General features: G+C 38.5%; 16 protein-coding genes. 6 read left to right on the top strand and 10 right to left on the bottom strand.

From position 1 onward, the window contains the following. The first annotated feature begins 1 nt into the window (after position 1). Positions 2-577, top strand: a complete 576-nt coding sequence (locus CA2015_RS17095; protein WP_048643002.1) for a sugar O-acetyltransferase — start codon at positions 2-4, stop codon at positions 575-577. Here the strand turns inward: CA2015_RS17095 and CA2015_RS17090 are convergent. Then, on the bottom strand, positions 574-2,256 hold the full coding sequence (locus CA2015_RS17090) for an AMP-binding protein (protein ID WP_048643001.1): 1,683 nt from the start codon (positions 2,254-2,256) through the stop codon (positions 574-576). The genes CA2015_RS17095 and CA2015_RS17090 overlap by 4 nt on opposite strands. Positions 2,257-2,757: 501 nt before the next feature. Between CA2015_RS17090 and CA2015_RS17085 the strand changes: the two genes are divergently transcribed. Next, the gene (locus tag CA2015_RS17085; protein WP_048643000.1) at positions 2,758-3,372 is read left to right on the top strand and encodes a DUF4230 domain-containing protein; all 615 of its coding nucleotides are present in this window, start codon (positions 2,758-2,760) and stop codon (positions 3,370-3,372) included. A 311-nt stretch (positions 3,373-3,683) separates the two neighbouring features. Here the strand turns inward: CA2015_RS17085 and CA2015_RS17080 are convergent, their stop codons facing one another. The 7 genes from CA2015_RS17080 to CA2015_RS17045 all read right to left on the bottom strand — a co-directional run bounded on the left by CA2015_RS17080 (position 3,684) and on the right by CA2015_RS17045 (position 16,504). Beyond that, on the bottom strand, positions 3,684-4,613 hold the full coding sequence (locus CA2015_RS17080) for a DUF4249 domain-containing protein (protein WP_169786496.1): 930 nt from the start codon (positions 4,611-4,613) through the stop codon (positions 3,684-3,686). Between the two features lie 6 nt (positions 4,614-4,619). Then, positions 4,620-6,968: a TonB-dependent receptor gene (locus tag CA2015_RS17075; RefSeq protein ID WP_048642998.1), complete on the bottom strand. Its 2,349-nt coding sequence runs from the start codon at positions 6,966-6,968 to the stop codon at positions 4,620-4,622. Between the two features lie 529 nt (positions 6,969-7,497). Beyond that, positions 7,498-9,273 (bottom strand): sodium:solute symporter family protein, encoded by a 1,776-nt coding sequence (locus CA2015_RS17065; RefSeq protein ID WP_048642996.1) that lies wholly within the window; start codon positions 9,271-9,273, stop codon positions 7,498-7,500. Between the two features lie 74 nt (positions 9,274-9,347). Then, positions 9,348-11,228: a sulfatase family protein gene (locus tag CA2015_RS17060; protein WP_048642995.1), complete on the bottom strand. Its 1,881-nt coding sequence runs from the start codon at positions 11,226-11,228 to the stop codon at positions 9,348-9,350. Between the two features lie 208 nt (positions 11,229-11,436). Continuing rightward, positions 11,437-13,410: a heparinase II/III domain-containing protein gene (locus tag CA2015_RS17055; protein WP_240477824.1), complete on the bottom strand. Its 1,974-nt coding sequence runs from the start codon at positions 13,408-13,410 to the stop codon at positions 11,437-11,439. A 136-nt stretch (positions 13,411-13,546) separates the two neighbouring features. Further along, the gene (locus tag CA2015_RS17050) at positions 13,547-14,899 is read right to left on the bottom strand and encodes a nucleoside hydrolase-like domain-containing protein (RefSeq protein WP_048642993.1); all 1,353 of its coding nucleotides are present in this window, start codon (positions 14,897-14,899) and stop codon (positions 13,547-13,549) included. 48 nt (positions 14,900-14,947) lie between these two features. Next, on the bottom strand, positions 14,948-16,504 hold the full coding sequence (locus tag CA2015_RS17045; protein ID WP_048642992.1) for a sulfatase family protein: 1,557 nt from the start codon (positions 16,502-16,504) through the stop codon (positions 14,948-14,950). A gap of 169 nt (positions 16,505-16,673) precedes the next feature. Here CA2015_RS17045 and CA2015_RS17040 point away from each other — a divergent pair, with 169 nt between their 5' ends. After that, positions 16,674-18,110 carry a sulfatase-like hydrolase/transferase gene (locus CA2015_RS17040; RefSeq protein WP_048642991.1) on the top strand — a complete coding sequence of 479 codons (1,437 nt, stop codon included), beginning with the start codon at positions 16,674-16,676 and terminating at the stop codon, positions 18,108-18,110. A 167-nt stretch (positions 18,111-18,277) separates the two neighbouring features. Further along, entirely contained in the window at positions 18,278-19,432 is a 1,155-nt protein-coding gene (locus tag CA2015_RS17035; RefSeq protein ID WP_240477823.1) for an SGNH/GDSL hydrolase family protein, read from the top strand. 608 nt (positions 19,433-20,040) lie between these two features. Here the strand turns inward: CA2015_RS17035 and CA2015_RS17030 are convergent. Next, positions 20,041-21,372, bottom strand: coding sequence for a Gfo/Idh/MocA family protein (locus CA2015_RS17030; protein ID WP_048642989.1), 1,332 nt, complete (start codon positions 21,370-21,372; stop codon positions 20,041-20,043). Positions 21,373-22,214: 842 nt separating this feature from the next. On the opposite strand from CA2015_RS17030, the gene CA2015_RS17025 reads away from it, so the two are divergent. Next, on the top strand, positions 22,215-22,460 hold the full coding sequence (locus CA2015_RS17025) for a hypothetical protein (RefSeq protein ID WP_048642988.1): 246 nt from the start codon (positions 22,215-22,217) through the stop codon (positions 22,458-22,460). A gap of 117 nt (positions 22,461-22,577) precedes the next feature. Here the strand turns inward: CA2015_RS17025 and CA2015_RS17020 are convergent, their stop codons facing one another. Next, the gene (locus tag CA2015_RS17020; protein ID WP_048642987.1) at positions 22,578-23,450 is read right to left on the bottom strand and encodes an arylamine N-acetyltransferase family protein; all 873 of its coding nucleotides are present in this window, start codon (positions 23,448-23,450) and stop codon (positions 22,578-22,580) included. Positions 23,451-23,943: 493 nt separating this feature from the next. Between CA2015_RS17020 and CA2015_RS17015 the strand changes: the two genes are divergently transcribed. Next, entirely contained in the window at positions 23,944-25,533 is a 1,590-nt protein-coding gene (locus CA2015_RS17015; protein WP_048642986.1) for a hypothetical protein, read from the top strand. The last annotated feature ends 27 nt before the right edge of the window (positions 25,534-25,560 follow it).

The raw sequence follows: 25,560 nt of genomic DNA, 5'->3' as shown, positions 1-25,560 counted from the left end.
TATGAAATCTGAAAAAGAAAAAATGCTTGATGGTGAATTGTACCTGGCATCAGACGAAACCCTAAGCAAGGACAGGTTTCATACCAGACAATTACTCAATGACTTAAACCAAAACCTCCCTGGAGACAGCACCCATAAGGTTAATATCGCTAAAAAGCTTTTTAAGCATGTAGGCAAAGATTTTGGTTTGGAGCCTCCTTTTTACTGCGATTATGGTTATAATATCAGTGTGGGGGATCAGGTTTTTTTTAATTTCAATTGTGTACTCTTAGACATTAATTCAATTACAATTGGTAACCGAAGCATGTTTGGGCCTGGAGTAAATATTTATGCTGCAACTCATCCAATCGACGCCAAAACAAGGGGCAGCCAGCTTGAATTTGGTAAGCCAGTGACTATTGGTGATGATGTTTGGGTCGGAGGAGGAGCGATTATTTGTCCAGGAGTAAACATTGGTGACAGGAGCATTATTGCCGCAGGCGCAGTTGTCACAAAGGATGTACCTGCAGACGTCATCGTCGGAGGAAACCCTGCTAAAATCATTAAATATATAGACCAAGAAAAGAAGATGGTTTAAAGCACCATCTTCTTTAAGTGATTTTCTTTGATTACTCTTCTGAGGATTTTTCCAACATTTGATTTGGGAAGTTCATCCACAAAATATATTTCTTTTGGCACCTTATAACTTGTCAGGCTTTCTCTAGAAAAGGCAATCAAGTCCTCTTCTGAAAGCGATTTGTCTGTGGCAATTACATAGGCGACTACCCTCTCAGTAGATTTCTCATCAGGAATACCTATTACCCCTGCTTCGTTGATCCTATCATGCGCCGTCAAGGCATCTTCTACCTCGTTAGGGTAAACATTGAAGCCAGACACCAAAATCATTTCCTTCTTACGATCTACGATTTTAAAGTATCCGTCTTTATCCTTAACCGCTATGTCTCCTGTTTTAAACCACTCTCCCAAAAAGCTATCAGCGGTTTCTTCAGGTCTTTCCCAATAGCCTGGCATAACCTGAGGGCCCTTAACGCACAATTCTCCTCTTTCACCTAAGGGCAAATCATTTCCTTCATCATCTACAATTTTTACATCCGTGTTAGGTAAAGGAATACCAATTGTACCCAACCTTTCTGTACCATCTATGGGGTTACAAGTAACCACAGGAGAGGTCTCAGTAAGCCCATAGCCTTCAGATATCGCAACTCCCGTCACTTCTTTCCATCTTTTGGCAACAAATGACTGAAGGGCCATTCCACCTGCAACTGCTATTTTAAGCGAACTAAAGTCCAAAGATCTGAAAGATTCTTGGTTCAACAAACCATTGAAAAGGGTATTGACTCCTGTAAAAACACTGAAAGGATGCTTTTTAAGTGTTTTACAAAATGTAGGCATATCGCGGGGGTTGGTGATCAACACATTGTGAGCACCAATCTTCATCATGGCCAGACAATTGACTGTCAATGCGAAAATATGGTACAAAGGAAGTGCAGTTATTACCGTCTCCTCCTTTTCGATTAACCTAGGTTTCATCCAGGCAGAAATCTGCTGCATATTGGCAACGATATTGCCATGACTTAACATGGCACCTTTGGACACACCAGTAGTTCCTCCAGTATATTGTAGGAAAGCCAAATCTTTATGAGCCAACTCCCGCCTTACATAAGCTTTTTTCTCACCAGCTACCATTGCCTTTTTAAAGCTCCATGCCTCCGGTATATTATAAGCAGGAACCATCTTTTTGATGTATTTCACTACTAAATTGACGATATTCCCTTTTAACCCACCAAGTGAATCACCTATTTCAGTAATGACTATATGCTTAAGGCCTATTTTACTTTTAATTTTTTCAAGATTATGTGCAAAATTAGCAACGATAACGACCGCTTTGACCCCTGCGTCAGAAAACTGATGCTCCATCTCCGAAGAAGTATACAATGGATTGGTATTTACCACTATCAGACCGGCTCTTAGCGCGCCAAACATGACGATTGGGTACTGTAGTAAATTAGGCATTTGAATACCAATGCGATCACCTTTTTTTAGGTTAAGTTCATGCTGTAAAAAGGAAGCAAAGGTGGACGATAATTTATCTAATTCATTGAAGGATATAGTTTTATCCATACATTCATAGGCTACCGCATCTCCAAATTTTACTATACTTTCTTCAAAAAGATCTACTGCACTACTGTATTGATCCGGGTCTATTTGCTTAGGAACGGCTTCCGGATAAAATTGAAACCATGGAAAATCCATCATATTTGTTAATTTGAGTGTATTGTTTTGGGCTTTTGTACTAATATATTCAATGTATTTCTTTTATTAAAAGGTTTTTCCTAATAAAATTTCCCACAATTAAATAACCCATGTCGGTCATTCAACTTTTTTTTATTGGAAGGCAATCATATTCTCCTTTCATTTGTTATAATAAATCTGAATTGTGTAATGAGATTTTCTGTTTTTGGACAGAAAGTATTTATCTCCCTTGTGGGAAATAGCATCACACATTTAACCCGGATTATGTAATAGGATTTCCTGGCCCTGACGATAGTCAGGGGTGATGCCTGTCCCGTGTTTACGGAAAGTGTTGCAATCGCAAGAAAATCAGACTGTTTGGAGATTTTAGCATAGCACCGCTATAGTGAAATTGAAAACAGCAACGATTGGGTATTTTAAAGCGATTTCAGCACGTAATAGGATGTCTATTGCATATTTCGGGTTTAAGCGTTAAATAGTTCATCCATGTTTTAATCCAAATTTATGTTTAGGTTTTTTGCAGGAATCATCACCGCAATAGCAGTCATTTGGTCATTTCAGTATTTCATGGGCAAAAGCAAGCAACAGGAAGAAATACAGCTCAATTCGGCACTTTTAGAACAGCAAATTAAACAGGTAGGTAAACTGATTGTCACTGAAGGGCAGTTTTCTCAGGTTTTGAGTTATAAAAACACCAAAAAAAATTATTTCGATATCTTCTCTGCCAATAAAAAAGCATTAGTGATAGTGAATGCGAAAGTAACCATCGCATATGACCTTAGGCAAATTAAAACGGAAGTAGACCCGGAGGCCAAACAAGTACGTATTCTATTTCTTCCCGAACCGGAAATCAACATTTACCCTGACCTTCAATACTATGATGTCAGTCAAGATTATTTCAATAAGTTTGATGCTGCTGATTATAACAAGATCAAAGGAAGCGTAAATAAAATGGTTCAGGCAAAAATCGATCAGTCTGACCTGAAAGATGATGCCAAGGAAAGGCTAATCAATGAACTCTCCAAGATCTATATTCTAACCAATTCCATGGGATGGAGTCTGCAATACCAGGAAACAACCATCAGCTCTCCTTCCGATTTAGATAATTTAAAATTTTAAACGCAATCGGAAGACAATTTCACCATAAATTGAACCCGGATTATGTAATAGGATTTCTCCGCCCTAACAATGTCAGGGGTGAAGCCTGTCCCGTGTTTACGGGGGCAGGCTGTTTGGAGATTTTAGAATAGCACCACTATGGTGAAATCTCCAAACAGCAACGAAGTGGCTGATTTTAAAGCGATTTCAGCACGTAAGAGAATGCCTATTGCATATTTCGGGTGAGCTACAGCACCTAAAAGAAAGTCTAAATCTGAAGCTTATTTTAGGACCAATTTTTATTTAGAGATAGCCTTCAGTTTCTTTAGAATTTAGTTTTGACCAGTTCCAGTCTCCATTTCTTTAGAAGAAACATTTCCCGTCATGAAAATACCTATACCATTCTTAATATTAGTATAAACCTGCACGGGTTGGGCAAAGGGATCCCCTTCATTCCAGTCCTGTAAGCCAGAAGTTGTACGGAAATAATAATAGCCTGGAGACACCACTTTCAATACAAATTGAACCTCGCCCCCATTTTCTAATTCTATAAAATTACCACTGGTGAAAAAATCTATTTTCGCTTCTTTACCATCAAATAATTTATCGTCAATAAGTACCGCTCCATCCAAGAAAAAATCTTGTTCGTAAGCAGGGTTTTTTGGCTCCAGATAAATCGGCTGATTATCAGAATAATAGACCTCATTCCCGTCTTGATCAACATAAGACCCTTGGCGGTAATAAAAAGCTGAAATTTCATAGTAATTTTCACCTATGGCGTCGTCAAAAACCAAGGTAATGTCATCTCTGGTTGACCAAGAATCCACTTTTGCACTCCCATTATAAATCAGGTCTTTAATTGGGACATGAATTGGGACAGTTTCTGTAGCACTAATAATGTCATAGCCCTCCACCTTCACTTCAACTGTATATTCTTTACCTTCCATCACCATGTAGTCCAAACTAATGTACTCCCCACTTTCCTCATTATAGCCAAGGTAAAAGGATTGACCATCATCAGTAGTTAACTTTACTTCTGCCGTTGTTATTGGTTCAAATTCCCAATTATTATCAAGAATATGTCTGGAATAAGTTAGTCTTACCTTTGGAAAGGTATTGTGAATTAGGGTTGAATTCAGTGTCACCTGAGGTTTTTCAAAAGGTATATCAATGTCCACTGTGGTTTCACAAGAACTGATGAACAGGCCTCCTATTATAAAAACAAACAGGAAATATCTTCGATAGCTAAGTAATGTATTCATGTCCATTTAAAATTTAAACCCGTAAGAAAACGAAGGTATAATGGGAAAAAGACTGTATTGTTTCACCTTTTTATTGCTCTGCTGATCATAACCAATGTCCATAAAGAAAGGATTCATCCGGTTGTAGACATTGTAGATGCCAAGCGTCCATTTTCGTTCTCCCCACTTTTTGGTCTTCCACCAACTGAAACTTACATCAAGTCGATGGTAATCCCTGTTTCTGAAGTTATTTCTACTTTCGTAATACTGTAACTCTGATTTCCATGTACTTCCAAAGTTGTTTATCGCTAGCCCTTCATAACGCTGCGTAGGAAGGGAAACAGCATTTCCAGTTCCATATACCCAAACCACCGAAAAATCTTTGTTTTCCTTCCATTCATGGGTAAGGGCAAAACTCACATCATGTCTCCTGTCGTATTTGTAAGGAAACCATTCACCGAAATTAATCTCGTCAAATCTCCTTTCGGTTTTAGAAAGGGTATAACCTATCCATCCGGAAATTTTGCCTACTTTCTTTTGAAGCAATAATTCGAGGCCATAACTTACCCCTTCTCCTATAGCCACTTTATCCTGCCAATCTTCATCCAGGTTGAGATATGTTGCCCCATCTTTGTATTCGATTAAGCCATCCATGGTCTTGTAATAGGCCTCTGCACTCAGCTCAAATTTATTGAAATTCTTAACCCCACCAATGGCCACCTGCATGGCTTTTTGTGGTCCAATTTTAGCTGTGGCTGGCACCCATAGATCCGTTGGCAAACCTAATCCTGCATTGGTAAGTAAATGGATAAATTGTGCCATGGTGACATAGGAAGCTTTTACTGAGGTACTGGGATTGACCAAATACCTTGCTGCTATCCTGGGCTGAAGGGAATTGTAATGTTGATTGTCGGTATTAAACCCTGAATAATGAAGCCCCAAATTGCCTTTCAATCGGCTGGTAATATTAATATCGTCTTCGGCATATACCGCATATTCTGTTGAATTTAATTCATCTGCACCCAATTGGAGATCATTGTCTCCTGTACTGCTCTTACTGGCGTAAACTCCTGGGGAGAACTTATGGGAAATCACATTGGTACCAAATCGGAAATAATGGTCTGGATTAGGAATGAATTCAAAATCTGCCCTTCCTGCCCAATCTCTTATACCTGAAAAATACCTGTCCGAATAAAAATTAGTCTCGGTGGCACCTAAACCAGTAATTTTCTCCTCATAATTACTGAATAGATCAAAATTGTATCGACTATAAGTAAAAGTATAATTACTAAAAAGGCGGCTATTTATAACATTATTCCATCGAAGGGCTGAGATAAAATTGCCCCATTTCAAGCCAAATTCTTCATCATAATCTGTCCTTTCATTGTCATTGACATAAAAGTTTTTAAACTTGGAATACGCCTTATCATCACCTGAATATACACTCAGGTACAACCTGTTTTTATCATTGATGATATGGTTGACTTTGCCATTAAGGTCATAAAAATAATACCCTATATTCTCATCTCCCTCAGTAGCAGCTTTAATAATCGGTCGGGCCAAAATATCTAAATAGGTACGCCTCGCTGATAGAATAAAAGAAGTTTTATCTTTTTTAATTGGCCCCTCCACAGTCACTTTTGAAGCAATTAATCCTATGGATCCTTCCCCTTTAAATTCCTGCATATTGCCTTCCTTCATGCTTATATCAATCACTGAAGAAAGTCGGCCTCCATATCTGGAAGGAAAACCTCCTTTGATAAGTTCTACATTATTAATGGCGTCTGCATTGAAGACCGAAAAGAAACCAAAAAGGTGTGAGGCATTGTATACCGGCACCCCGTCCAATAAAATAAGATTTTGATCTGGACCTCCCCCTCTTACATACAGACCACTTCCTCCTTCAGTACCAGACTGCACACCAGGTAGAAGTTGTAAAACTTTAAAAACATCTACTTCCCCCATTAATGCAGGCAATTCCTTGATTTGCTCTATTGGAACATTGATGGAACTCATCCTCGTAACTTCCTGAATTTGGTCCATATCAGAAGCAGAAACCACCACCTCCTCAAGATTACCGTCAGGCACTAAGGTCACATTAATTACAGTATCCTTATTTGCTTTGAATTGAATGTGCTTAGCCTGAAATCCTACAAAACTAAAATATAGGTCTAAACTATCGCCGGAAGTTGTATAACTATAAAACCCAAATTGATTGGCGACCGTCCCTTTTTGGGAAATTTTATCATAAATATTTGCTCCAATCAGGTTTTCCCCTGTCCCTTCTTCCTTTACTGTTCCACTTACTGAGATTTTCTGAGAAAACCCCACAGTGCTAAGAAAAAATAGAAATATGCCAATTGTAAGTATCCTCATTTTTTATTCAAATAAGCAAAACAATAAATAATTTGGTAAAGCTAGTTAAAAAACGATAATTTGAATATTCATTTTACTATTTAATAACCTAGGGCAAGTTATAATACTGCGATAATCGGTCAAATTACCAACACATTAAGAACTTTATAAAAGCTTTGAAAGACATCATTAATCTCCATGGAAAAATAAAATAGTCCAAACCACCGAGTTCAATACTCCCTGTATTCCCTGACGTCACATCTGGTATTTTTGCTACAGCTGTTTTAACATTTTTAAAAAAAATTCCCACGAAGTATTGTTCTCCTTTGGGATCAATTGAATTGGATAAACAATGGATTGAAATAAGTACAAACAAATTTCTAAAAACACCTTCATGAATAGAAATAGTATCTGGTCTACTTTCGATGTGATTTCACCAATTCTTGGTAAAGTCAGGGGTAAAAAAAATGGATTCTTCAGCTCCCTGAAGAATCCATTGAGACCCATATTTTGGTTATCTCTTTATTTTATTTAACATAAAACTCCCTGTTTAGAATCGTTTCCTTAGGTAAACCAAAGCTCCAAATGCTATAAATGCAAGTCCTATTAAAAGCATTCCATTTAGAGGATCTCCAAGTAAAAGATTACCCGTACCGAATAAGAAACTAAACACACCAATTACTCCTGCACCAAAAGCAAGAATCGCTGCCTGAAAGTCAAAGTAGCCAGTGGTATCTACTTTTTCACCGGTATTGCCAATTAAATTGTGAATTCTTTTCCAACCTGGACCAGGAGCTTTTGTCTTTTTCACAAAAGAAACAAGAACGGATTTGTCAGTAGGTGTGGAAAGGTAAGCTGTAGAAATCCAACAAATTGAAGTTACAAATATCCCTACAATTAATTCCTCATGGGTAGCAAATTCTTCAAAGTAATTGTGATGAATAAAGGCAAAATACAAGGCGGTAAGGAAGGAAGCTGCCATCGCAACAATCTCACTCATGGCATTGATCCTCCACCAATACCAGCGTAAGATATAAATTAAACCTGTTCCTGCTCCAATTTGCAAAAGTATACTAAATGTCTGCAATGCATTTTCTAAATGTAAAGCCACATAACCACCTAAAACCATAATTGTAACAGTGGCTATTCTTCCGACTGCCACAAGGTGCTTTTGTGTACTTCCCGGCTTGATAAACCTTAAGTAAAAATCATTGACCATGTAGGAAGCGCCAAGATTGAGCATGGTGGAAAGTGTGGACATATATGCAGCTACCAAGGAAGTGACTACTAAGCCCATAATTCCCACCGGCATAAAGGACAGCATAGCAGGATAGGCCATGTCATCCTGAACTATGGAGGCATCCGCATTTGGAAATGCAGCTTGTAGGGAAGCCATATCCGGAAAAACGATTATACTACACAAAGCTACCAATATCCAAGGCCAAGGTCTGATGGCATAATGAACAATGGTAAAAAACATAACAGAGGACAATGCATTTTTTTCATCCTTGGCTGCCAGCATCCTTTGAACAATAAAGCCCCCACCTCCGGGCTCAGAACCTGGATACCACACAGACCACCATTGAATAAACAATGGAATTAGGAATATGGTAAGGAAAATTTCTTTATTGGCGATATCAGGAATAAAATCAAGTTTATCCACAATAAGCTCGTGATTGACAAGGTTCTCAAGTCCTCCTACTGCAGGATGATTGACAGCCACCCAGGCAGCAGCAATGGCGCCAGCCAAAGACAGAATAAACTGTATAAAATCCGTAAATACTACACCTCGTAAACCTCCTAAAGAACTGTAGATAACGGTAACAATTCCAGATATTAATAAAGTAGCTACGGGGCTTATTCCAAGTAATACGCCCCCAATTTTAATCGCTGCTAGAGAAACTCCTGAAATGATGACCACATTGAAAAATAAACCCAGAAATATAGCCCTAAAGCCCCTTAAAAAGGAGGCTGCTTTACCACTGTAGCGCAATTCATAAAATTCTATATCTGTCAACACTCCCGATCTTTTCCATAGTTTGGCAAAGAAAAAAACGGTCAGCATCCCTGTTAATAAAAAGCTCCACCATACCCAGTTTCCTGATATACCGTTTTTCCTCACAATATCCGTAATCAAGTTTGGCGTATCAGTGGAAAAGGTGGTGGCCACCATTGAGGTGCCTAATATCCACCACGGCAGGTTACCTCCTGCTTTAAAAAATTCATTAATGTTTTTTGATGATTGTCGGGAACTGTACAATCCTATCCCCAATGAGACAGCAAAAAAAGCGACCAATATCAACCAATCAATTCCTTGTAACAGCATAATGTATAATATGTAAGTGGGTATGATTTTTTCAATAAAGTGAATTCTTGTATGATTTTGGGTTTAAGTCTTCTCTATTTCCTTTTGGGCACATCAATTCCGCAATTAATCTGAACCTGATCTAAAGCCATTCCTATAAACATAGGATAACTCCAGTTTTTATACCTCCCCCAAATTTCCCCTGAATATTTGGGGAAAATTTCTTCTGCAATGATGGGTATTAAAGGTTTTGCTTTAAGGCCTAGTCGACGAACACTTATTGCTGCCTGCAAAACCTGAACCTCTTCTTCAAGCAAAAGCATGTTTTTCAGCACTTCATAAGCGGCATTATTTTCTTCGCGTTTAATCAAAATTTCTGCGGCCTTAATGGCCACCGCGGGTGCTTCATCTGACAACAATCTGATTAAATTCGGAACGACTCGCCCAATATCGCCCTCATAGGCATCAATTCCGATAAGCCCCCAAAACCTAGCTGATTCCAGATCACTATCCAAGTAAGGGATGACGGCAGAAAGGTCATTGATCTTTCCAACCATTTTTGCTACTTCTAATACTTCCTTGAAAGACTCCTCTGAATAAGCCCTACTAATGGCGTACACACTTTCCTTAGATTGGCTTGCCTGCTGCATCATTATGCCCTCAGTAAGCAAGCCTGTATCCCTATGTCGAATCATCCATTCATCGAGTTCCCTAGCCAGTTCCTCTAGCTTCTCTTTCATTACTGGCTTGGTAGCTAGGTTATTCTGTTCCAGAGGATCTTCCTGTAAATCATATAAAATCTCTACGGGTTTGGTAGCATACATTTTTTTTGCTGCGTCAGTTAATTCACCAGCATCTCTGAGTCTGTTCATTTCTGCATAACTCCCCCCTTTATTAAAAATAAGTGCATTTTGATAATAAGGAAGCTGTGGCATAAAGTGACGTATATACAAATACCGTCCATCGTAAACGGACCTTGCTACTTCATAGCAATCATCTGCCCTGTCTCTGTAGCCAAATACATAATCGCTTTCTTCCTTGGCTAAGAAATCAACACCCTCCATCATTTCAGGAATATTTGCCCCCGCCAAAGAAAGTGTAGTTGGAGCAAAATCAACAAAACTAACCATCCTGTCTGATTCTTGACCAGAAATATTGGCTACCAAATGTTTGTACTTATCCGGAACATGTAGAATAAAAGGGACTTGTAATCCAGCATTGTCAAGCCAACGCTTGTACCCTGGTAAACCATGCCCATGGTCTGCAAAGACAAAAACAATGGTCTCTTCCAGTAATCCATCCTCTTCAAGCTGGGCTAACAAATCCTTTACCTGCCCATCAAATACTTCCAGCAAGTCATACATATGAGCCCATATCTCCCGCATTTTGGGACTGTCTGGCAAGTGAGGGGGAAGTATTGCTTTAGCAGGGTCATGATGTGTTTTTAAGCTAGATGTATCCTCCTGTCTCAAAGCATTGGTAGGACCTTCATGGGTAATCATAAAGTTAAACACACTAAAAAAAGGCTTGCCCTCAGGTCTATTTCTCCAATGGGCCTCCTTACTGCTGTCATCCCACCGGCCTTCATGGCTGAAGTTGTAATCTGTCTTTACATTATTACTTGTATAATAGCCTGCCTCCCGCATCACTTCAGGCAATATTTTCATTGATTCAGGAACTGGGATTGCAGATCTTAGGTGTTGGGTGCCAAGGGAAACAGCGTACATACCTGTGATCAGGGTAGAGCGTGCTGGTGCACATATTGGCGCATTTGAATAAACCTGGGTAAATTTTATACTGTTGGCTGCCAACTGGTCAATGGTGGGTGTAGAAGCATATTCGTCACCATAGCACCCATAAATCGGCCCCAGATCTTCATGGGAAATCCATAAAATATTTGGCTTACCAACCTCCTTATAGCTATTCTTACAAGCCATACAACTCAAAAGAAGGAAGAGATAGGTGATATTTTTCATTGATCTATTTATTAAGGTACAATCTAATTGAAAAAATCACTTAATTACTGAAATAAGGGCTAAAATTATGTTATAGCCCTTATTTTAAGGATGACCGGATAAACAATGCTTGAGCAAAAGGACATGTTAATCTATTGATTGAATATTTGTCCTGACTTTTGAACTCGTTTATCATGTAGCCAAAATCATAGTCCATTCCAATTTCCGCTTAGTCTTTAGCACTGATAGAAAACTTAAGGTCCCCCTTTAGCTTTTCTTCTTTCCATTTAAAAACAATTCTATACAATTGCTCTCCATGATTAGAGATTAACTTTGGGTCTTCGATGGCAATTGTTTCTATTGTGGCATCAAGTTTTTTCTGGTCAAAGTGCGTAATAATCTCAAACCCTTCCCCTGTAATTTCTAATAATCCAGGAGATTTTAAGGCAACAGGCAATGCACTCATAAAATGAAAGCTTGTTGAATTTTCATTTTTATCCAATTCAAAATGATCCTTAATGATCAAACCATTTTCTCTCCTAAATTCAAAGGACCTTTCCCAGCTTTTCACTGCTGCTTCCTTAGGATAAGCAGGCGCAATATTTGTCTGAAAAAAAATCTGACCATTTTTCAAGCGATAATTGGATCCTGTAGCCTTAAAATTCCCACCTGCTTTTTGTGCTACCCCATTAATGAGTGGTAGATTGTGGTAATTGGATTGCATGGTCCAAATAGAATACCGCTCAGGACTGAAGGTTTGTCTTGTATAAGTACCCACTCCCACATCGATAAAAACAGGTTTCCCATCATAATAAAGCATAAAAGAACCCACATCATTGTGATTATGGTGTTCGTCATTATCCCCTCCCTTTGCGGTAAAATAAAAGCCTTTGGCATTTGCTTCTTCTCTGGCTATCACCACATCCCAGTCAGGAAAATAGAAATCTTCAACTTGAGGAGCTTCTGCTGGCAATTCTTTTAAGGACGCTAGCAAAAACACATTCCCTATTCTATCTCCTATTGTTCCAGAAGTTACTAGATCCTTTTCACTTCTTTTATTTGCCAAATAGGCAGCAAACTTCTCCATGATAGGGTCATTTATTTTTTCTCCATACCTAAATATTCTACCCGGATCATGCTTGATTTTTATAGGAGCATCAGCAAAATTGATATAAAAACTGCCATCGTTAATATGAGACCTATAGATGTATTTCCCCATATCCCCTATTAGTGGATGATCAAAAATAGGAGCTACTTTCCCTCCTAAAGCCTTGTCCAATAACTCCAGATAATCAAACATTTTGCCACCGGCATGTGCCCAATAAGCAGGGCCTTCACTACAACTACCGTCATCAGGATAAGAATTAATAAATAGATCCACCGATTGCATGGATTTATAAACCGCATCCTGTTTTTTAATCGGATCATCTTCTACTAGTAACAATACAGTAAGCACATTAAAATTGCACCATGGGGTCCAGTTGTTCACCCGTCCTTCTCCCCAGCCAGTAATCCACCAAAAATCATTTCGCTCATAAAAAGGCTGCAACACTTTTTTCTTTAATTCTGAGGAAAGTCTTCTGCTTATAATAGGACTGATTGCGTCAAAAGCATCTTCGAAGTAATACAGGGTCCAAGCCAAATCATTTGCAATATCTCCAACCATCAAATCAATAATTGGATCTTCAATATCAGGCAAAACCGTGGTAGGATTAGCAATACTTCCTTCAAATCCATACAGGTAAAAATGGGCTGAGGCTCCCCAGTAAGTTTGTTCGCAGAAAGCAAAAACACCATTGACAAGGTCATCCAAAAACCTGCCTTTTCCCTCCACTAGCTCGGCCATCATCAGTGCTTGAAGGGCCTTCTTCCTGGCACTGTTTACGGCAGCGTCTTTAGTTCTGTCACCAGTCCGTGTAAACTCAAGGTACATGCTGGCCTTTACAATTGGCCAATCGTAATCCAAGTAGGCCTCTCCCTCATTTATCATGGCTTTTCTTACTTCTTCAGAAATTTGATTCCATGCATCTCTGTCCTCGTAGGCTGGAAAATTGACCCATTGTTTGGTACTATTTAAATTATCCGCTACTTGTTTTCTGTTCAAAGCATTGGTCAACAAGTTTCTGTTTTCCTGAGAGTAGACTGAAAACACAATACTGCAGCAAAGAAATAGCAGTAAAATTTTATGAGTAATTGATGGCATAGCAATAGGCATAGATTTGGGCTTATAGTATTTTTTTTATCAGCAGAACGGCAAGACCCTGCATTTTTAGACTTATTTCACAAAATTAGGTGTTTCGATTATCCCTCCTTATCCAATAAAGGTTGGTGGAATTAATTCAAATTGCAGCCGTAATAATGACTCGTTTATAACCAAACATTGAAGGTAAACCATTATCCATAACTTCTAAAATGAGGTGCAATTCTTTTCCCGGAGGCAGAGGAGGAATCTCGATCTTTATTTTAGGTTCTTTTGAAGAAGCTTTAAACACCACAGGACTGACAGGCTGAAAAATCTCATTGTAAATCCACCATTTGTAGGTTAATGAATCCCCATCAGGGTCTGTGCTGGCGGAGGCATCCAGCTCCAATTCCATTCCTGGTTGAACTTTCAGGAATAAAGGTCCATTCGACTTATGTCCATTTACATTAATTACAGGATTGTGGTTGGCCTGTTCATAGCTCAGTACGCCCCATTTAACCCTGCCCATAAAGTCTGACTGAAAAGCTGTTCTCCACCGGGCCACTCCATGTCTCTCATTCAATGTCCCTTCCATAAAATCAGGTGCATCGATGTACAGTTGGTTAAACAACAGCCTGTATCGACCTCCCCAACCTCCCCATTCTGGATGGTCCGGAACATTCAAACCATTGCCAATCAAGCCAAGGAATGAGGGACTATCTCCTTCTTTCATACCGTCAGTTCCATGACCGTTTAGCTGGTAGCACTCACTTAAAGGTCCATTGCCGTGAATATTATTTTTCACCCAGTTTGCATCCTGCATTTGCTGGTTACCGGTCATGTACATGCCCCGAAAGGTAGATAGTTCTCTAATACCGGTAAAACCATTCCAAGCGTAGCCATTGGCAATAAATCTTAAAGCTTTAAAATTTTTTAAAAGGTAATTTCTATGGCCATCCTGATCACCAATTGCATGGACTTGAATTTTTCTGCAAAATTCATCAAGTTCTTCTTTACCACGGGTATTGTTTACCTTCCAGAGGGCCTGAGCCAATTCCCTCAGTCCACCCCATACCGGAATATGGACCATTGCTTTACTCTTATCTACAATCTTAATAATGGCCTCAGAGGCCTCGGAATCGTAGCCTTCTCCAAAAGCCTCTGAGTTACCATTACCTGATTTGATCAATTTTGTAAGCATATCAGGGTGAGGAAAATCCTTCTTATGCAGGATAAGGTTGGGGTATATCCCCCCATATGCTGCCAATTGGCGCTGAACAATTTCCGGTTTGATGTCCTGACCATGCCCCAGTCGACTTGTAGCACAAATGGCTTTTATGTCAAACTGGTCTGCATAATATAAAAACCTAACCAAGCTTTGTTCATCATCTGTATCTCCCCCAATATCGGTAAGTACTATCACTTGCGGTTTTTCCTGTGCCTGAAGCAGTACCGGCACTAACAAATAAAATACTATAATGGGTAAAGAAATGGATATAAATTTTAGCATCTGGTCATTTTTTCCTGCTTAAGAACAAAATCCTGAAATCATTCAAGATCACTTTAACTCAAGTCCTTTGGTATCTACAAAGTCTTCACCCCTGATGGCAATAAACTCTTCTAACAGTTCTTTCAATTTTTCAGGATTTTCTTCTGCAAGGTTATTTTGCTGTTCCAAATCAGTACTTAAATCATACAATTGAAAATCAGAGTCATTCCCCATTTCAATATTCACAAATTTATTTACAGCAGGGCCTTTATAGGGAGGAATCAGTACCCAATCTCCTTTTCTATAAGCGGTGCGGGTAGTGGCTTCAAGTACCAGGGCATCTCTTCCTTCGCCATCATTTCCTAAGAACAATTGAGAAAAATCCTTGCCATCTGTAGTCCTTTCCTGACTTCCTGAAATAGCGGCCAATGAATTAAAAATATCAATTTGACTAACCATGGCGTCCGTGGTTCCTGGTAAGGCTTTTCCTTTCCAATAACTTATAAATGGCACCCTTGTTCCTGCTTCAAACAAACTGTATTTCCCACCTCTGAGCGGACCAGCGGGTGTATGATCTCCAACCAATTCCTCTGCATCATCATAGTATCCATCATTCAAAACCGGCCCGTTGTCACTGGAAAAAATTATCAGTGTATTTTCCAAAAGACCTTCTTCTTCCAGGGTTTTTATAAATTCACCTATGCACCAGTCTGCTTCAAGAATTACATCTCCTCTTGGCCCCATACCTGATTTCCCTTCAAACCTTGGATGTGGCGTCCTGGGTACATGAGGTTGCTGAAGAGCATAGTATAAAAAGAAAGGTTCACCCCTGTCTTTTTTGACATATGCTTTGGCTTTCTCAAGAAAATGATCCGCCATGTCTTCATCTACCCATTGTGCCTTTTTACCACCTTTCATAAAGCCTATTCTAGGAATACCATTGACAATGCTATTGTTATGTCCATGGTGCCATTTCATTTTGAGCATTTCCGGATTATCCTTACCGGTAGGTTCTCCTTCAAAGTTTTTGTCATAACTCACTTCTATAGGGTCATTAGGGTCCAAGCCTTGGACCAATCCGTCTTCAAGGTAAACTGTAGGCACCCTATCTTGCGTAGCAGCCATTATATAGGAATAATCAAAACCTACCTCATTAGGGCCTGGGCTTACCTTTTCATTCCAGTTAACAGTACCATCTCCCAAGCCTAGGTGCCATTTACCCACGACTGCAGTGGCATACCCCTGACTTTTTAGCATCTTGGGTATGGTCATTTCATCTGTTCCTATTAACAAAGGGGCAGTTCCGGGCAATATTTTTGCATCTTTATTCCTCCAAGGATAGGTTCCTGTTAATAAGGCATATCTACTGGGAGAGCAGGTAGCAGAAGAAGCATAGCCGGCTGTAAATTTCACCCCACCTTCTGCCAATTTATCCATGTTTGGTGTTTCCAATGTCCCGGCATCATATGCACTCATGTCCCCGTAGCCGAGGTCGTCCATATAAATGATAACAATATTGGGGTTTTCAGCTTTTTCTTCTTCTTTTATCTCCTTTGGGCCACATGATGCCAAAAGGAGCAACATACCCAAAATATAGGTTAATTGAAGTGGTAATTTTAAGTTCATAAATGGTTTGGTTTCTTTAAGATTTTATAAATAACCAATATAGAAAATTTATATCAAAACCATACTTCGTCTCGCATTTTCAATTGCATAGACAATGGCCTAAACATCAAAAATTCGGTATGATATAATATGCCAGAACAGCAAAAATTAAAATTTTACCCTCTGTAAAATGAAAAAAATACAAATTTATATCTTGATTTTTGTTTTAAACCTCCACATTCCTTTTCTTTCTATTCATGCCCAAAATTCTACACCACCCAATATCATCATCATTTTGGCTGATGACATCGGTTATGGAGACCTAGGTGGTTATTATGGTGGAAAAGCCAATACTCCTCACTTAAACCTTTTGGCTCAAAAAGGAATGCTATTCACGGATTTTCACAGTAATGGCGCCATGTGCTCACCTACACGTGCGGCATTGTTAACAGGACGCTACCAGCAAAGGGTAGGTATAGAAGATCCCTTACCGGGTTACTGGCAAAAACCAGGAGTTGGAAGTGTAAATGGTATAAACAGTAATAGCCATGCTAAACCTAAAACCATCGCAGACCATTTGAAAAGCGCCGGCTATGCAACCGCCTTTTTTGGTAAGTGGCACCTGGGAAATCATCCAAATGCCAATCCTATAAATTTTGGTTTCGATGAATTTAGAGGGTTGACTTCAGGCTGTGGTGATTATTTTAGTAAAATAGACAGGTATGGGTATCAAGACTGGTGGCACAATGACCAATTGACTTTTCAGAAAGGTTATACCACAGATGTGATCACTTCAAATGGGATAGACTTTATCAAGAAAAATAAAAAGCAACCTTTCTTTCTTTATCTGGCCCATCTTGGCGTACACTTCCCTTGGCAATCACCTGCCGACAGCAACCTACAAACACGGATAAAAGGAGAAGATTTCACCAGCAATAAACCGGGGTCTCATAGTAAATTAGGTCCCCACCAGCCCAAGGATGTACCTGAAATTTTAAAGGAAATGATTCAATCCCTGGACCGAAACGTAGGACTGCTCGTTGAATTTTTGGAAGCAGAAGGCTTGGATAAGAACACGCTTGTATTTTTCACCTCAGACAATGGACAATACCTTGATTACGATGGCTCTACCTGGCCGAAAGTAGGGTCGAATGGGAAACTTAGAGGGGAAAAAGGAGACCTCTATGAAGGTGGACACAGGGTTCCGGCGATTGCCTATTGGCCGGGAAAAATACCGGAAAACGTAATTTCTAATGAAACCCTGATGAGTATGGATATCTTGCCTACTCTTCTAGAAATAATTGGCAGCCCAATGCCAAATCAAAATGGAAACCATGCCTTGGATGGATCAAGCTTTCTAAACGTTATCACACAAAAGAAAGAAATGCCTGAAAGAACCGTATTTTGGAAAACACCTGAAGCTAAAGCAGCTAGAATGGGTGACTGGAAATTTATTCAGGATGAAATTAACCCTGAGGGAGCGCTGTATAATCTTAAGTCAGACTTGTCGGAAAGCAAAAACCTAAAATTAGAGAATTCTGAGGTTTACCAAAGCCTTTCGCAGGCCATGAGGAAGTGGGAGAAAGAAATAGTTGTAAGTAACCTGACAGCTACCTCAGAACAGTAAAATTAGTAAACTAGTCCTTAAACTGAATTCTGAGGATTTTACCACTGAGATCAAATTCATTCAATACTTAATGTCTTTGTATTATATTGTACCCGAAATAAATAATGGTAATCTATTACAAGGCCAATGAACTCACTCGGTAAAAAATCTCTAAAATTGAAAGTCTTATGCTAAATATATTGGCCAAGGTGCCTGGCAATATTTATTTAACAATTCTTATTTGCACGATTATTAGCACATCAAGTCAAATGACTTTGGCTCAGAGTCCTTCAAATTCAAAAGAAAAAGAGGCCCCAACATTTCGCTATAGTGATGCCGCTGATTTTGAGGTACTGGGTTTACTTCCTGGCAATACACTTTATTCAAGGTTACCTTCTGAGGCTGAAAGTGAAGTGAGGCCTGCGGTCTGGAATTTGTCAAAGCACAGTTCAGGAATAGCTATCCGATTTACCTCTAACTCATCTACAATAAAAATCCGATGGACCTTGAAGAACAATAAGGTCAAAGGCAATATGACTCCAATTGCCAGCAATGGTTTGGATTTATACGCTTATACTAAAGGTAGATGGCAATTTGTAGGGGTTGCCATTCCTGGTAAGGAAGTGTCCAATGAGGCTACTGTGATTACAGGTATGACCAGAGAAAATCGTGAATATTTGCTAAATCTCCCACTGTACGAAGGAGTAGAGAAACTTGAAATCGGCATAGAAGAGGAAGCCAGCATCACCAAACCAAAAGATACCATTATCGATCGAGAAAACCCCATAGTATTTTATGGAACGAGTATTACCCAAGGGGCTTCTGCTTCCAGACCGGGACTTACCTATGCAGCCTTATTAGAGAGAGAAATCAACAAAGAAGTAATCAATCTTGGGTTTAGCGGAAATGGTCGATTTGAAAAAGAAGTCGTGCAATTTATCATGCCCTCAAAGCCTTCTGTTATCGTATTGGATTGCACACCTAACTCAGCACCTGACACCATACTGAAAAATTTACCAGAGACAATCGCTTTTATCAGAAATATTGATGACTCCGTTCCTATTGTGTTGGTGGAAACTATTATCAGGGATTATGCCTATTTCAAAGAAAATGATCCAAAAATTTTTGGCACCTTGTCCTACATTCAGAATCAAAACAATGCCCTCAGAAAAGTATACCTAGATGCAAAAAAGAACAACAAAAATACCCACTATATCTTTAGCAAAGAGCTGATTGGACTTGATAACGAAGCCACTGTGGATGGTACGCATTTCAATGACCTTGGTAATTATAGAATGTTTCAATTCTTATTACCTATAATTGAAAAACTACTTAACCTTTAATTGCATCCCTATAAGTTTCAGTTATTTTTTTAAGTTCGTTTTTCCGTTGATAATAATCTCTACTGGAAGGAAATTTAGGCCTTAATTAAAATTAATGCGTTTTCTCAAGATTCATAGCACCATATATTGGTAATCTTGCAAGTTTTATTGCGCAATAAGACAAGGAGTTTATTGTAAAAAGTATTCCTAGAAATTTTATTTAATTAGAAAAATTTACCCCTCAATTAATAAACCCAAATATGCAACAGCCAATCAACTACACCCTGAAATCCCCTTAAAATCAGTCACTTCGTTGCTACTTTCAATTTCAATAGAGCGGTGCTATGCTAAAATATCCAAACAGCCTGATTTTCTTGCGATTGCAACACTTCCCGTAAACACGGGACAGGCTTCACCCCTGACCATTGTCAGGACGGAGAAATCCTATTACATAATCCGGGTTTAACCCAAATTCACTATTATAATAGCCATAAACGCTGGCCCTATTAAAGCTTGGTTCAAAGTTTATGTATTTTGTAGTTATAGTACTTTTGCTATTTATAAAGTAAATAAATATACCTTAGGACAATAAAAAAAAGCGAAACCTTTATGGTTTCGCTTTTTTGATTTTACAACCTGTATCCAGGTCTGTAAGTTCTATGAAGCTGCTTCTCGGCTTCAGGATCCGAATTAGCAAATTTCTCATTCACAGGATCCCACTTTAATGGTCTACCCAAGTCATAAGCAATATTACCAAGGTTACAAGTAGTACAGGTACTATGACCGATTTCTACTGGTGCTATTGGATCTTTTCTTCTTCGTACAGATTCTATAAAATCAATATGATGCGCTGTACCTCCGCCACCTCTCAGGTCCTCACCTTCTCCAATCAATGGGTACAAGCTAGGATCTGAAGCTTCGTAATGTGATCTGGAAACTTCTATCCAGCCATCCTTACCAACGAATTTACATCCCCTTGTTTCTTTTTTATCGAAAGGTTCTTCTGTTACGGTTACACCATTTGGATAAATAAATGTCAGATGTTTGGTGTTTTTATATCCAGCCGGTATAATTTCAACTGGCCCATTTCTATCCATTCCTATTGCCCATTGCGCAATATCAAACATATGAGCCCCCCAGTCTGTGGTCAATCCTCCACCAGTTTCTTTGTACCAACGCCAAGCTCCCCACACTTTTTCATTCTCTGGAGGATTGATGGAAATAGGGGGATTGAGGTCATTATTAAAATGTACATCTGCAGCCAATGGGCCTAACCACATGTCCCAATTAAGTCCTGCAGGTATATCCTCTTTCGGTAAATCATAAGGCTTTGGAGGCCCTCCTACACAAGCATAAACTTTTTTGATTGCTCCTAATCTTCCTTTCTGTACCATTCTGACTGCATGCTGAAAGTTATCATAAGAACGTTGCATACTTCCTGTTGCCAGAACAATGCTATTGGAACGCACGGCTTTAACCAACTCCTGCCCCTCTTTAATGGTAAAGGTCAGGGGTTTTTCCAAGTATATATCTTTACCAGCTTTACATGCATCGATGGCCATCAAGGCGTGCCAATGATCTGGACTTGCAATTACCACTGCATCTACATCTTTCCTGGCAAGTAGATCGTGGTAATTTTCATATACCTCTACTTCTACAGTTTTGCCTTTTCCTTTATAATAATCTTTGGTTCGATTTAAAAATCTTTGCCTTTTGTCATCATATACATCACAACCGGCTACCACTTCTATATTCGGTAAAGTAATAAAGCTACCAAGAAGCCCATTGTTTTGTCTTCCTAGTCCAATGAAACCCAATCGCAAAGTTTCATTCGCTTCTTTAGTATTAGCTGCTTCTTTGCCAAGACTCACTTGTGGCAACACCCCTAAACTTGCTGCTGTAAGCAGACCTGTGCCCATAAACTTTCTTCTGGACAAAGAGGATTTTTTCTTTTCAGTCATCTTTTATTGGTTAATTATTGTATTGAACTCGAAATAACTATAACATTTACTAATTCCTCTATTAAGTTAACTCCCTTTGGCCATGTTCAGGCTATTCTTGGTCAATAGGTTCTAACTAATTTTCAATTTGGAAGATATTTTTCAATTCTTTAAAATGCCTTAAAGACATCTTTAGATCTAAACAAGGTCAATTAACAAAAAATAATCTAAAATAGCCACTTGGATTGATGTGAATTGCAACACATATACAGATACCGCTTTGGAGCTGGACTGCTATAGCCATGCATTTTAATGAGCACTGTAAGGCCAGCTTACTGATAGGTATTTCATGTATTCGTAGCAATATAAAATAATGGAGGAGTAGGGTTTTACCTCTTTTACAATAAAAGAAACCCCTCAGAATGATTTTGAAACCATACCAACCTAAGATGAACAGGTCACCACTCCTCAGCATTGCAATTAATTTCTATTAAGTCTAATATTACAGAATTTAATTTTGAAACTGATTATGAACATTCCGATATTTTAAGAAATTAGATCGTCTTTTAGCAAAGTTTGATAACAATATAAAACCCTTAAATAGAAGCTTTCAGGACTTTAAAAATAAACATTCAGTACAAAAATTAAAATAGGCTAGTATGAAATACAAAAATAATACAACAAAATACTATTTTATATTTACAAAATTTTATTCAAAAAAACAACTATTTTTAATTGAAATATGTAATAAAATTTCATTAAATTTGAAATGTTAATCAATCATTCTGAATGACGGAAAGAGAGGAACTTAGAAGTTTAATCATTCGGCAGATTGAAAGCCTTGAAAAATAAAAATTTAGCGCATGAGCACTTACATATTAATATACGCAGTACTTGGAGTAGCATTAGGACTTTTATTTACTATTAAAGCAATAAGGAATGCTGCTGATGATCCTGAAAACTTTGATCAGTTCAAGAGAGAAGGAAAATTTCATAAACCTGCAAACTGGAAAGTTGGAAGAATGCCTGAAAACAACAAAAAAGAAGATTCTTTAAATTTTCAATTATTAGAACCTGAAACTGAATACCATCAAATTTACATGAACTAGACCATTATTTTTTTATTGATAGAAAAATTCCATTTAGATCTATTTTTTAATTCTCTGGAATTTAAATAACAGCTAAAATTTTTTAGGCCTCCGTAAAAAGAGGCCTTTTTTTATTTCCTAACTGTTTTGTATCTCTTTTAACAACCTTTGGACTTTATCTTTTAACTTATCACGCTCAGGAAGATTTATTAGCATTTTCTCTTTTAGAACATCCATTATCTCTTCTGCAGTATCAAGTTTCTTTTTGGTACTGGCCTCATTCTTTTTATGAACTGTAAACTGATTGTTGAAAAGGGTATATCTCCCTCCCTGAAAACTTCTTGCCACCATTAAATCTTTAATGAAGACGGATGTGGGATGGGTACACAAATACCAACTTACCACTTCATAATCAGGTAACATTTGGTGTTCAAGCCCAAATCGATGCATCAGTTTCCAGTCATTTTTTATCTTTATTTCCAAATAGTGAAATTCAGAAACATAGCTAATGCGGTACTCATAATCCCCTGTGTTTTGAATCCCCTCTTTATTCAAAACCAAAGGCGCTGAAAAAGATGCTGAACCAAAACCAACATCCAACAAGTATTTCACACCATCTAAGCTTAAAAGCAATAACATGTGATCTCTTGGACGAACTTCCCCAACAACTATTTCCCAAAAAACCCTAGCGGATAAGCCAACAACATCAAATCCAATTGTATTTAAAACCGCACCGAAAAGCAAATTTTGTTCAAAACAAAACCCACCCCTTCCCTGCTTTACCATTTTTTCAAATACAGCGGGCAAAGTAAGTACTACAGGTTCTTCAGTAAATGGGTTAATATTTTCAAAGGGTATAGCTTGTGGATGGAGATAATGAAGTTTTTTTATTGTATCAAGGTTTTTTTCTGCTTTCCCTTCAAAACCAATTCGCTTGAAATAGGCCTTTAGAGAAACATTGTCTAAGGATAGCCCTTTAAAAAGGGAAAGACTTTCTTGTGTGAAGATCATAGTTACCGTAAATAATACAATTATATCCGAAGTAAGGTAATAGTCACTTTATTACCAGATGGAACATTATTTGAGAAATTTAAGCCATACTCCTTGTATGTGACAGGCTAAAATTAGCATTTTCTTGAGCTTAGGAGACTTTATATGGCTAAAATTTTCTAAAGAACTGTTTTACTAAGAAAACAATCCACTTAAAGAATCACCTAATTCGCCTAAATCAGGCTTTAAATTCTACTTCCCATTATTAAAAGGAAAGTAAAAAAACAACAGATTAGTCAAGGGCCTAGCTATAAACCCAAAACAAATTATTATCCGCTTGAACAACTATTGAGCCCAAATAAAATGTTAGTCAGGAAAGTTACTGATGGTAAAAAACTAGCAATTTTTACATAAAATCAATGGAAATTTCAATCATTTCCAGTATCTTAACCATGTTTTTTAACTACTTTTGGTAACGTACACTTAACCACAAACAACCCCAATTTTATTTATTATGCATAAAATTACAACAAGTGATTTACCATCACGAAGAAAATTCTTAAAACAAACAAGTCTACTAACCGCAGGATTAAGTTTATACTTAACCACAGCCCAGTCCACAGCAACTGGAATAAGCCCAACAATTGCTGCATCTGTAGAGGCCCCGGTAAAAGCCGCCTTTGCCGATGGAGATATTTCTCCTGAAATAGGCATGGAAAGTCCCGGAAACTATGGTAAAGGTTACCATAAGACTTTTCATGACCCTTGTAAGGTCAGGGTTTCAGCCTTTCAAAGTGGGGAGAACAAAGCCTTGGTTATAGGCTTCGATGCATTGGCTATTTACCAACCTTGGGTGGATGAAATTAAAGAAGGCATAGGGAAAAGATATGCTATTTCGAAAGATGAGATCATGATTTCCGCTTCTCATTCTCATTCTTCAGGACCTACCGCCATGGTCATGCCAGGTCAATATGACCATGCAAATCCTTTTATTCAAGACCTTGCCTATAAACAGTCTTCCTGCGCAGACCCAAAATATTTGGCCAACACTAAAAAGACTACAATAGAAACAGCCCTAAAGGCGCTTGAAGGGCTTGAAGATGTGGAAATTGGCATAGGTAGTGGAAATGAGGAAAAAGTTTCTTTTAACCGACGGTTTTTCATGAAGAATGGAAGGACTTATACCCATCCAGGACAGTTAAATCCTGAAATTTCAAAAGTAGCAGGCCCTATTGATCCCGAGGTAGGTGTTGTTGGCGCATGGAGTAAAGATGGTAAATGTATTGGCTGTATCGTTAACTTCGCTTGCCACTCTACCACCAATCCCGGTGGTATATCCGCCAATTGGGTATATTATATGGAACAAACCATAAAAGGTGCCATGGGAAAAGACTGTGTGGTAGTTTTCCTTCAGGGAGCAAGTGGTGACGTGACTCAGGTAAATAACCGAAACCCATATAAAAATAGATCCGGAGAAGAGTGGGCAAGATTTGTTGGTGCCAATGTAGGCGCAGAAGCAGTTAAAACCTTATTATCTATACCGAGAGGTATTCATTTCCCTATAAATAGCACAAGAGCGTTTATCGATATAAAAAGGCGAATTCCATCCAAAGAAAACGTAGAAAAAAGCCTGGCAATGGTTAAGAAAAGCCCAGATGAAGTCGGCAAAACGGATTGGGTCTTTGCCAAAGAAACAGTAATGCTAGACAGCTGGGTAAAACAAAAGCCCAGTCATAATGTAGAGATTCAAACCATACAGTTGGGGCCTTTGGTACTCGTCAGTAATCCCGCAGAATTCTTCTGTGAATTGGGGCTTAAGATAAAAGCAAAAAGTCAATTTCCGTTTACCTTCCCCGTAAGTATGGCCAATGATTGTGTAGGCTATGTGCCTACTTTGGAGGCTTTCTCTTCCAATGGCGGTGGATATGAAACCCGACTTACCTCCTATAGTAATTTGGGAATCACGGCCGGCAATCAAATTGTAGATCAAAGCATTAAACTAATAAAGCGACTTACACCAGGCTCCATTCCACACTTCGAGAAAGCACCTCCTTTTAAAGGTGAGCCTTGGAATTATGGCAATGTACCCCCTCAAATTCAATAATCCACCTTTCATGTATTGCAAATTAAT

This window comes from Cyclobacterium amurskyense, assembly GCF_001050135.1.
In the GTDB taxonomy this organism is placed as follows: domain Bacteria; phylum Bacteroidota; class Bacteroidia; order Cytophagales; family Cyclobacteriaceae; genus Cyclobacterium; species Cyclobacterium amurskyense.
This window is presented reverse-complemented; position numbering and strand designations above follow the sequence as displayed.

What these genes read in the sequence shown, in the direction of transcription:
- CA2015_RS17095 (WP_048643002.1), top strand. Translation starts at nt 2, where the DNA reads ATGAAATCTGAAAAAGAAAAAATGCTTGATGGTGAATTGTACCTGGCA.
- CA2015_RS17090 (WP_048643001.1), bottom strand. Translation starts at nt 2,256, where the DNA reads ATGATGGATTTTCCATGGTTTCAATTTTATCCGGAAGCCGTTCCTAAG.
- CA2015_RS17085 (WP_048643000.1), top strand. Translation starts at nt 2,758, where the DNA reads ATGTTTAGGTTTTTTGCAGGAATCATCACCGCAATAGCAGTCATTTGG.
- CA2015_RS17080 (WP_169786496.1), bottom strand. Translation starts at nt 4,613, where the DNA reads ATGAATACATTACTTAGCTATCGAAGATATTTCCTGTTTGTTTTTATA.
- CA2015_RS17075 (WP_048642998.1), bottom strand. Translation starts at nt 6,968, where the DNA reads ATGAGGATACTTACAATTGGCATATTTCTATTTTTTCTTAGCACTGTG.
- CA2015_RS17065 (WP_048642996.1), bottom strand. Translation starts at nt 9,273, where the DNA reads ATGCTGTTACAAGGAATTGATTGGTTGATATTGGTCGCTTTTTTTGCT.
- CA2015_RS17060 (WP_048642995.1), bottom strand. Translation starts at nt 11,228, where the DNA reads ATGAAAAATATCACCTATCTCTTCCTTCTTTTGAGTTGTATGGCTTGT.
- CA2015_RS17055 (WP_240477824.1), bottom strand. Translation starts at nt 13,410, where the DNA reads ATGCCATCAATTACTCATAAAATTTTACTGCTATTTCTTTGCTGCAGT.
- CA2015_RS17050 (WP_048642993.1), bottom strand. Translation starts at nt 14,899, where the DNA reads ATGCTAAAATTTATATCCATTTCTTTACCCATTATAGTATTTTATTTG.
- CA2015_RS17045 (WP_048642992.1), bottom strand. Translation starts at nt 16,504, where the DNA reads ATGAACTTAAAATTACCACTTCAATTAACCTATATTTTGGGTATGTTG.
- CA2015_RS17040 (WP_048642991.1), top strand. Translation starts at nt 16,674, where the DNA reads ATGAAAAAAATACAAATTTATATCTTGATTTTTGTTTTAAACCTCCAC.
- CA2015_RS17035 (WP_240477823.1), top strand. Translation starts at nt 18,278, where the DNA reads ATGCTAAATATATTGGCCAAGGTGCCTGGCAATATTTATTTAACAATT.
- CA2015_RS17030 (WP_048642989.1), bottom strand. Translation starts at nt 21,372, where the DNA reads ATGACTGAAAAGAAAAAATCCTCTTTGTCCAGAAGAAAGTTTATGGGC.
- CA2015_RS17025 (WP_048642988.1), top strand. Translation starts at nt 22,215, where the DNA reads ATGAGCACTTACATATTAATATACGCAGTACTTGGAGTAGCATTAGGA.
- CA2015_RS17020 (WP_048642987.1), bottom strand. Translation starts at nt 23,450, where the DNA reads ATGATCTTCACACAAGAAAGTCTTTCCCTTTTTAAAGGGCTATCCTTA.
- CA2015_RS17015 (WP_048642986.1), top strand. Translation starts at nt 23,944, where the DNA reads ATGCATAAAATTACAACAAGTGATTTACCATCACGAAGAAAATTCTTA.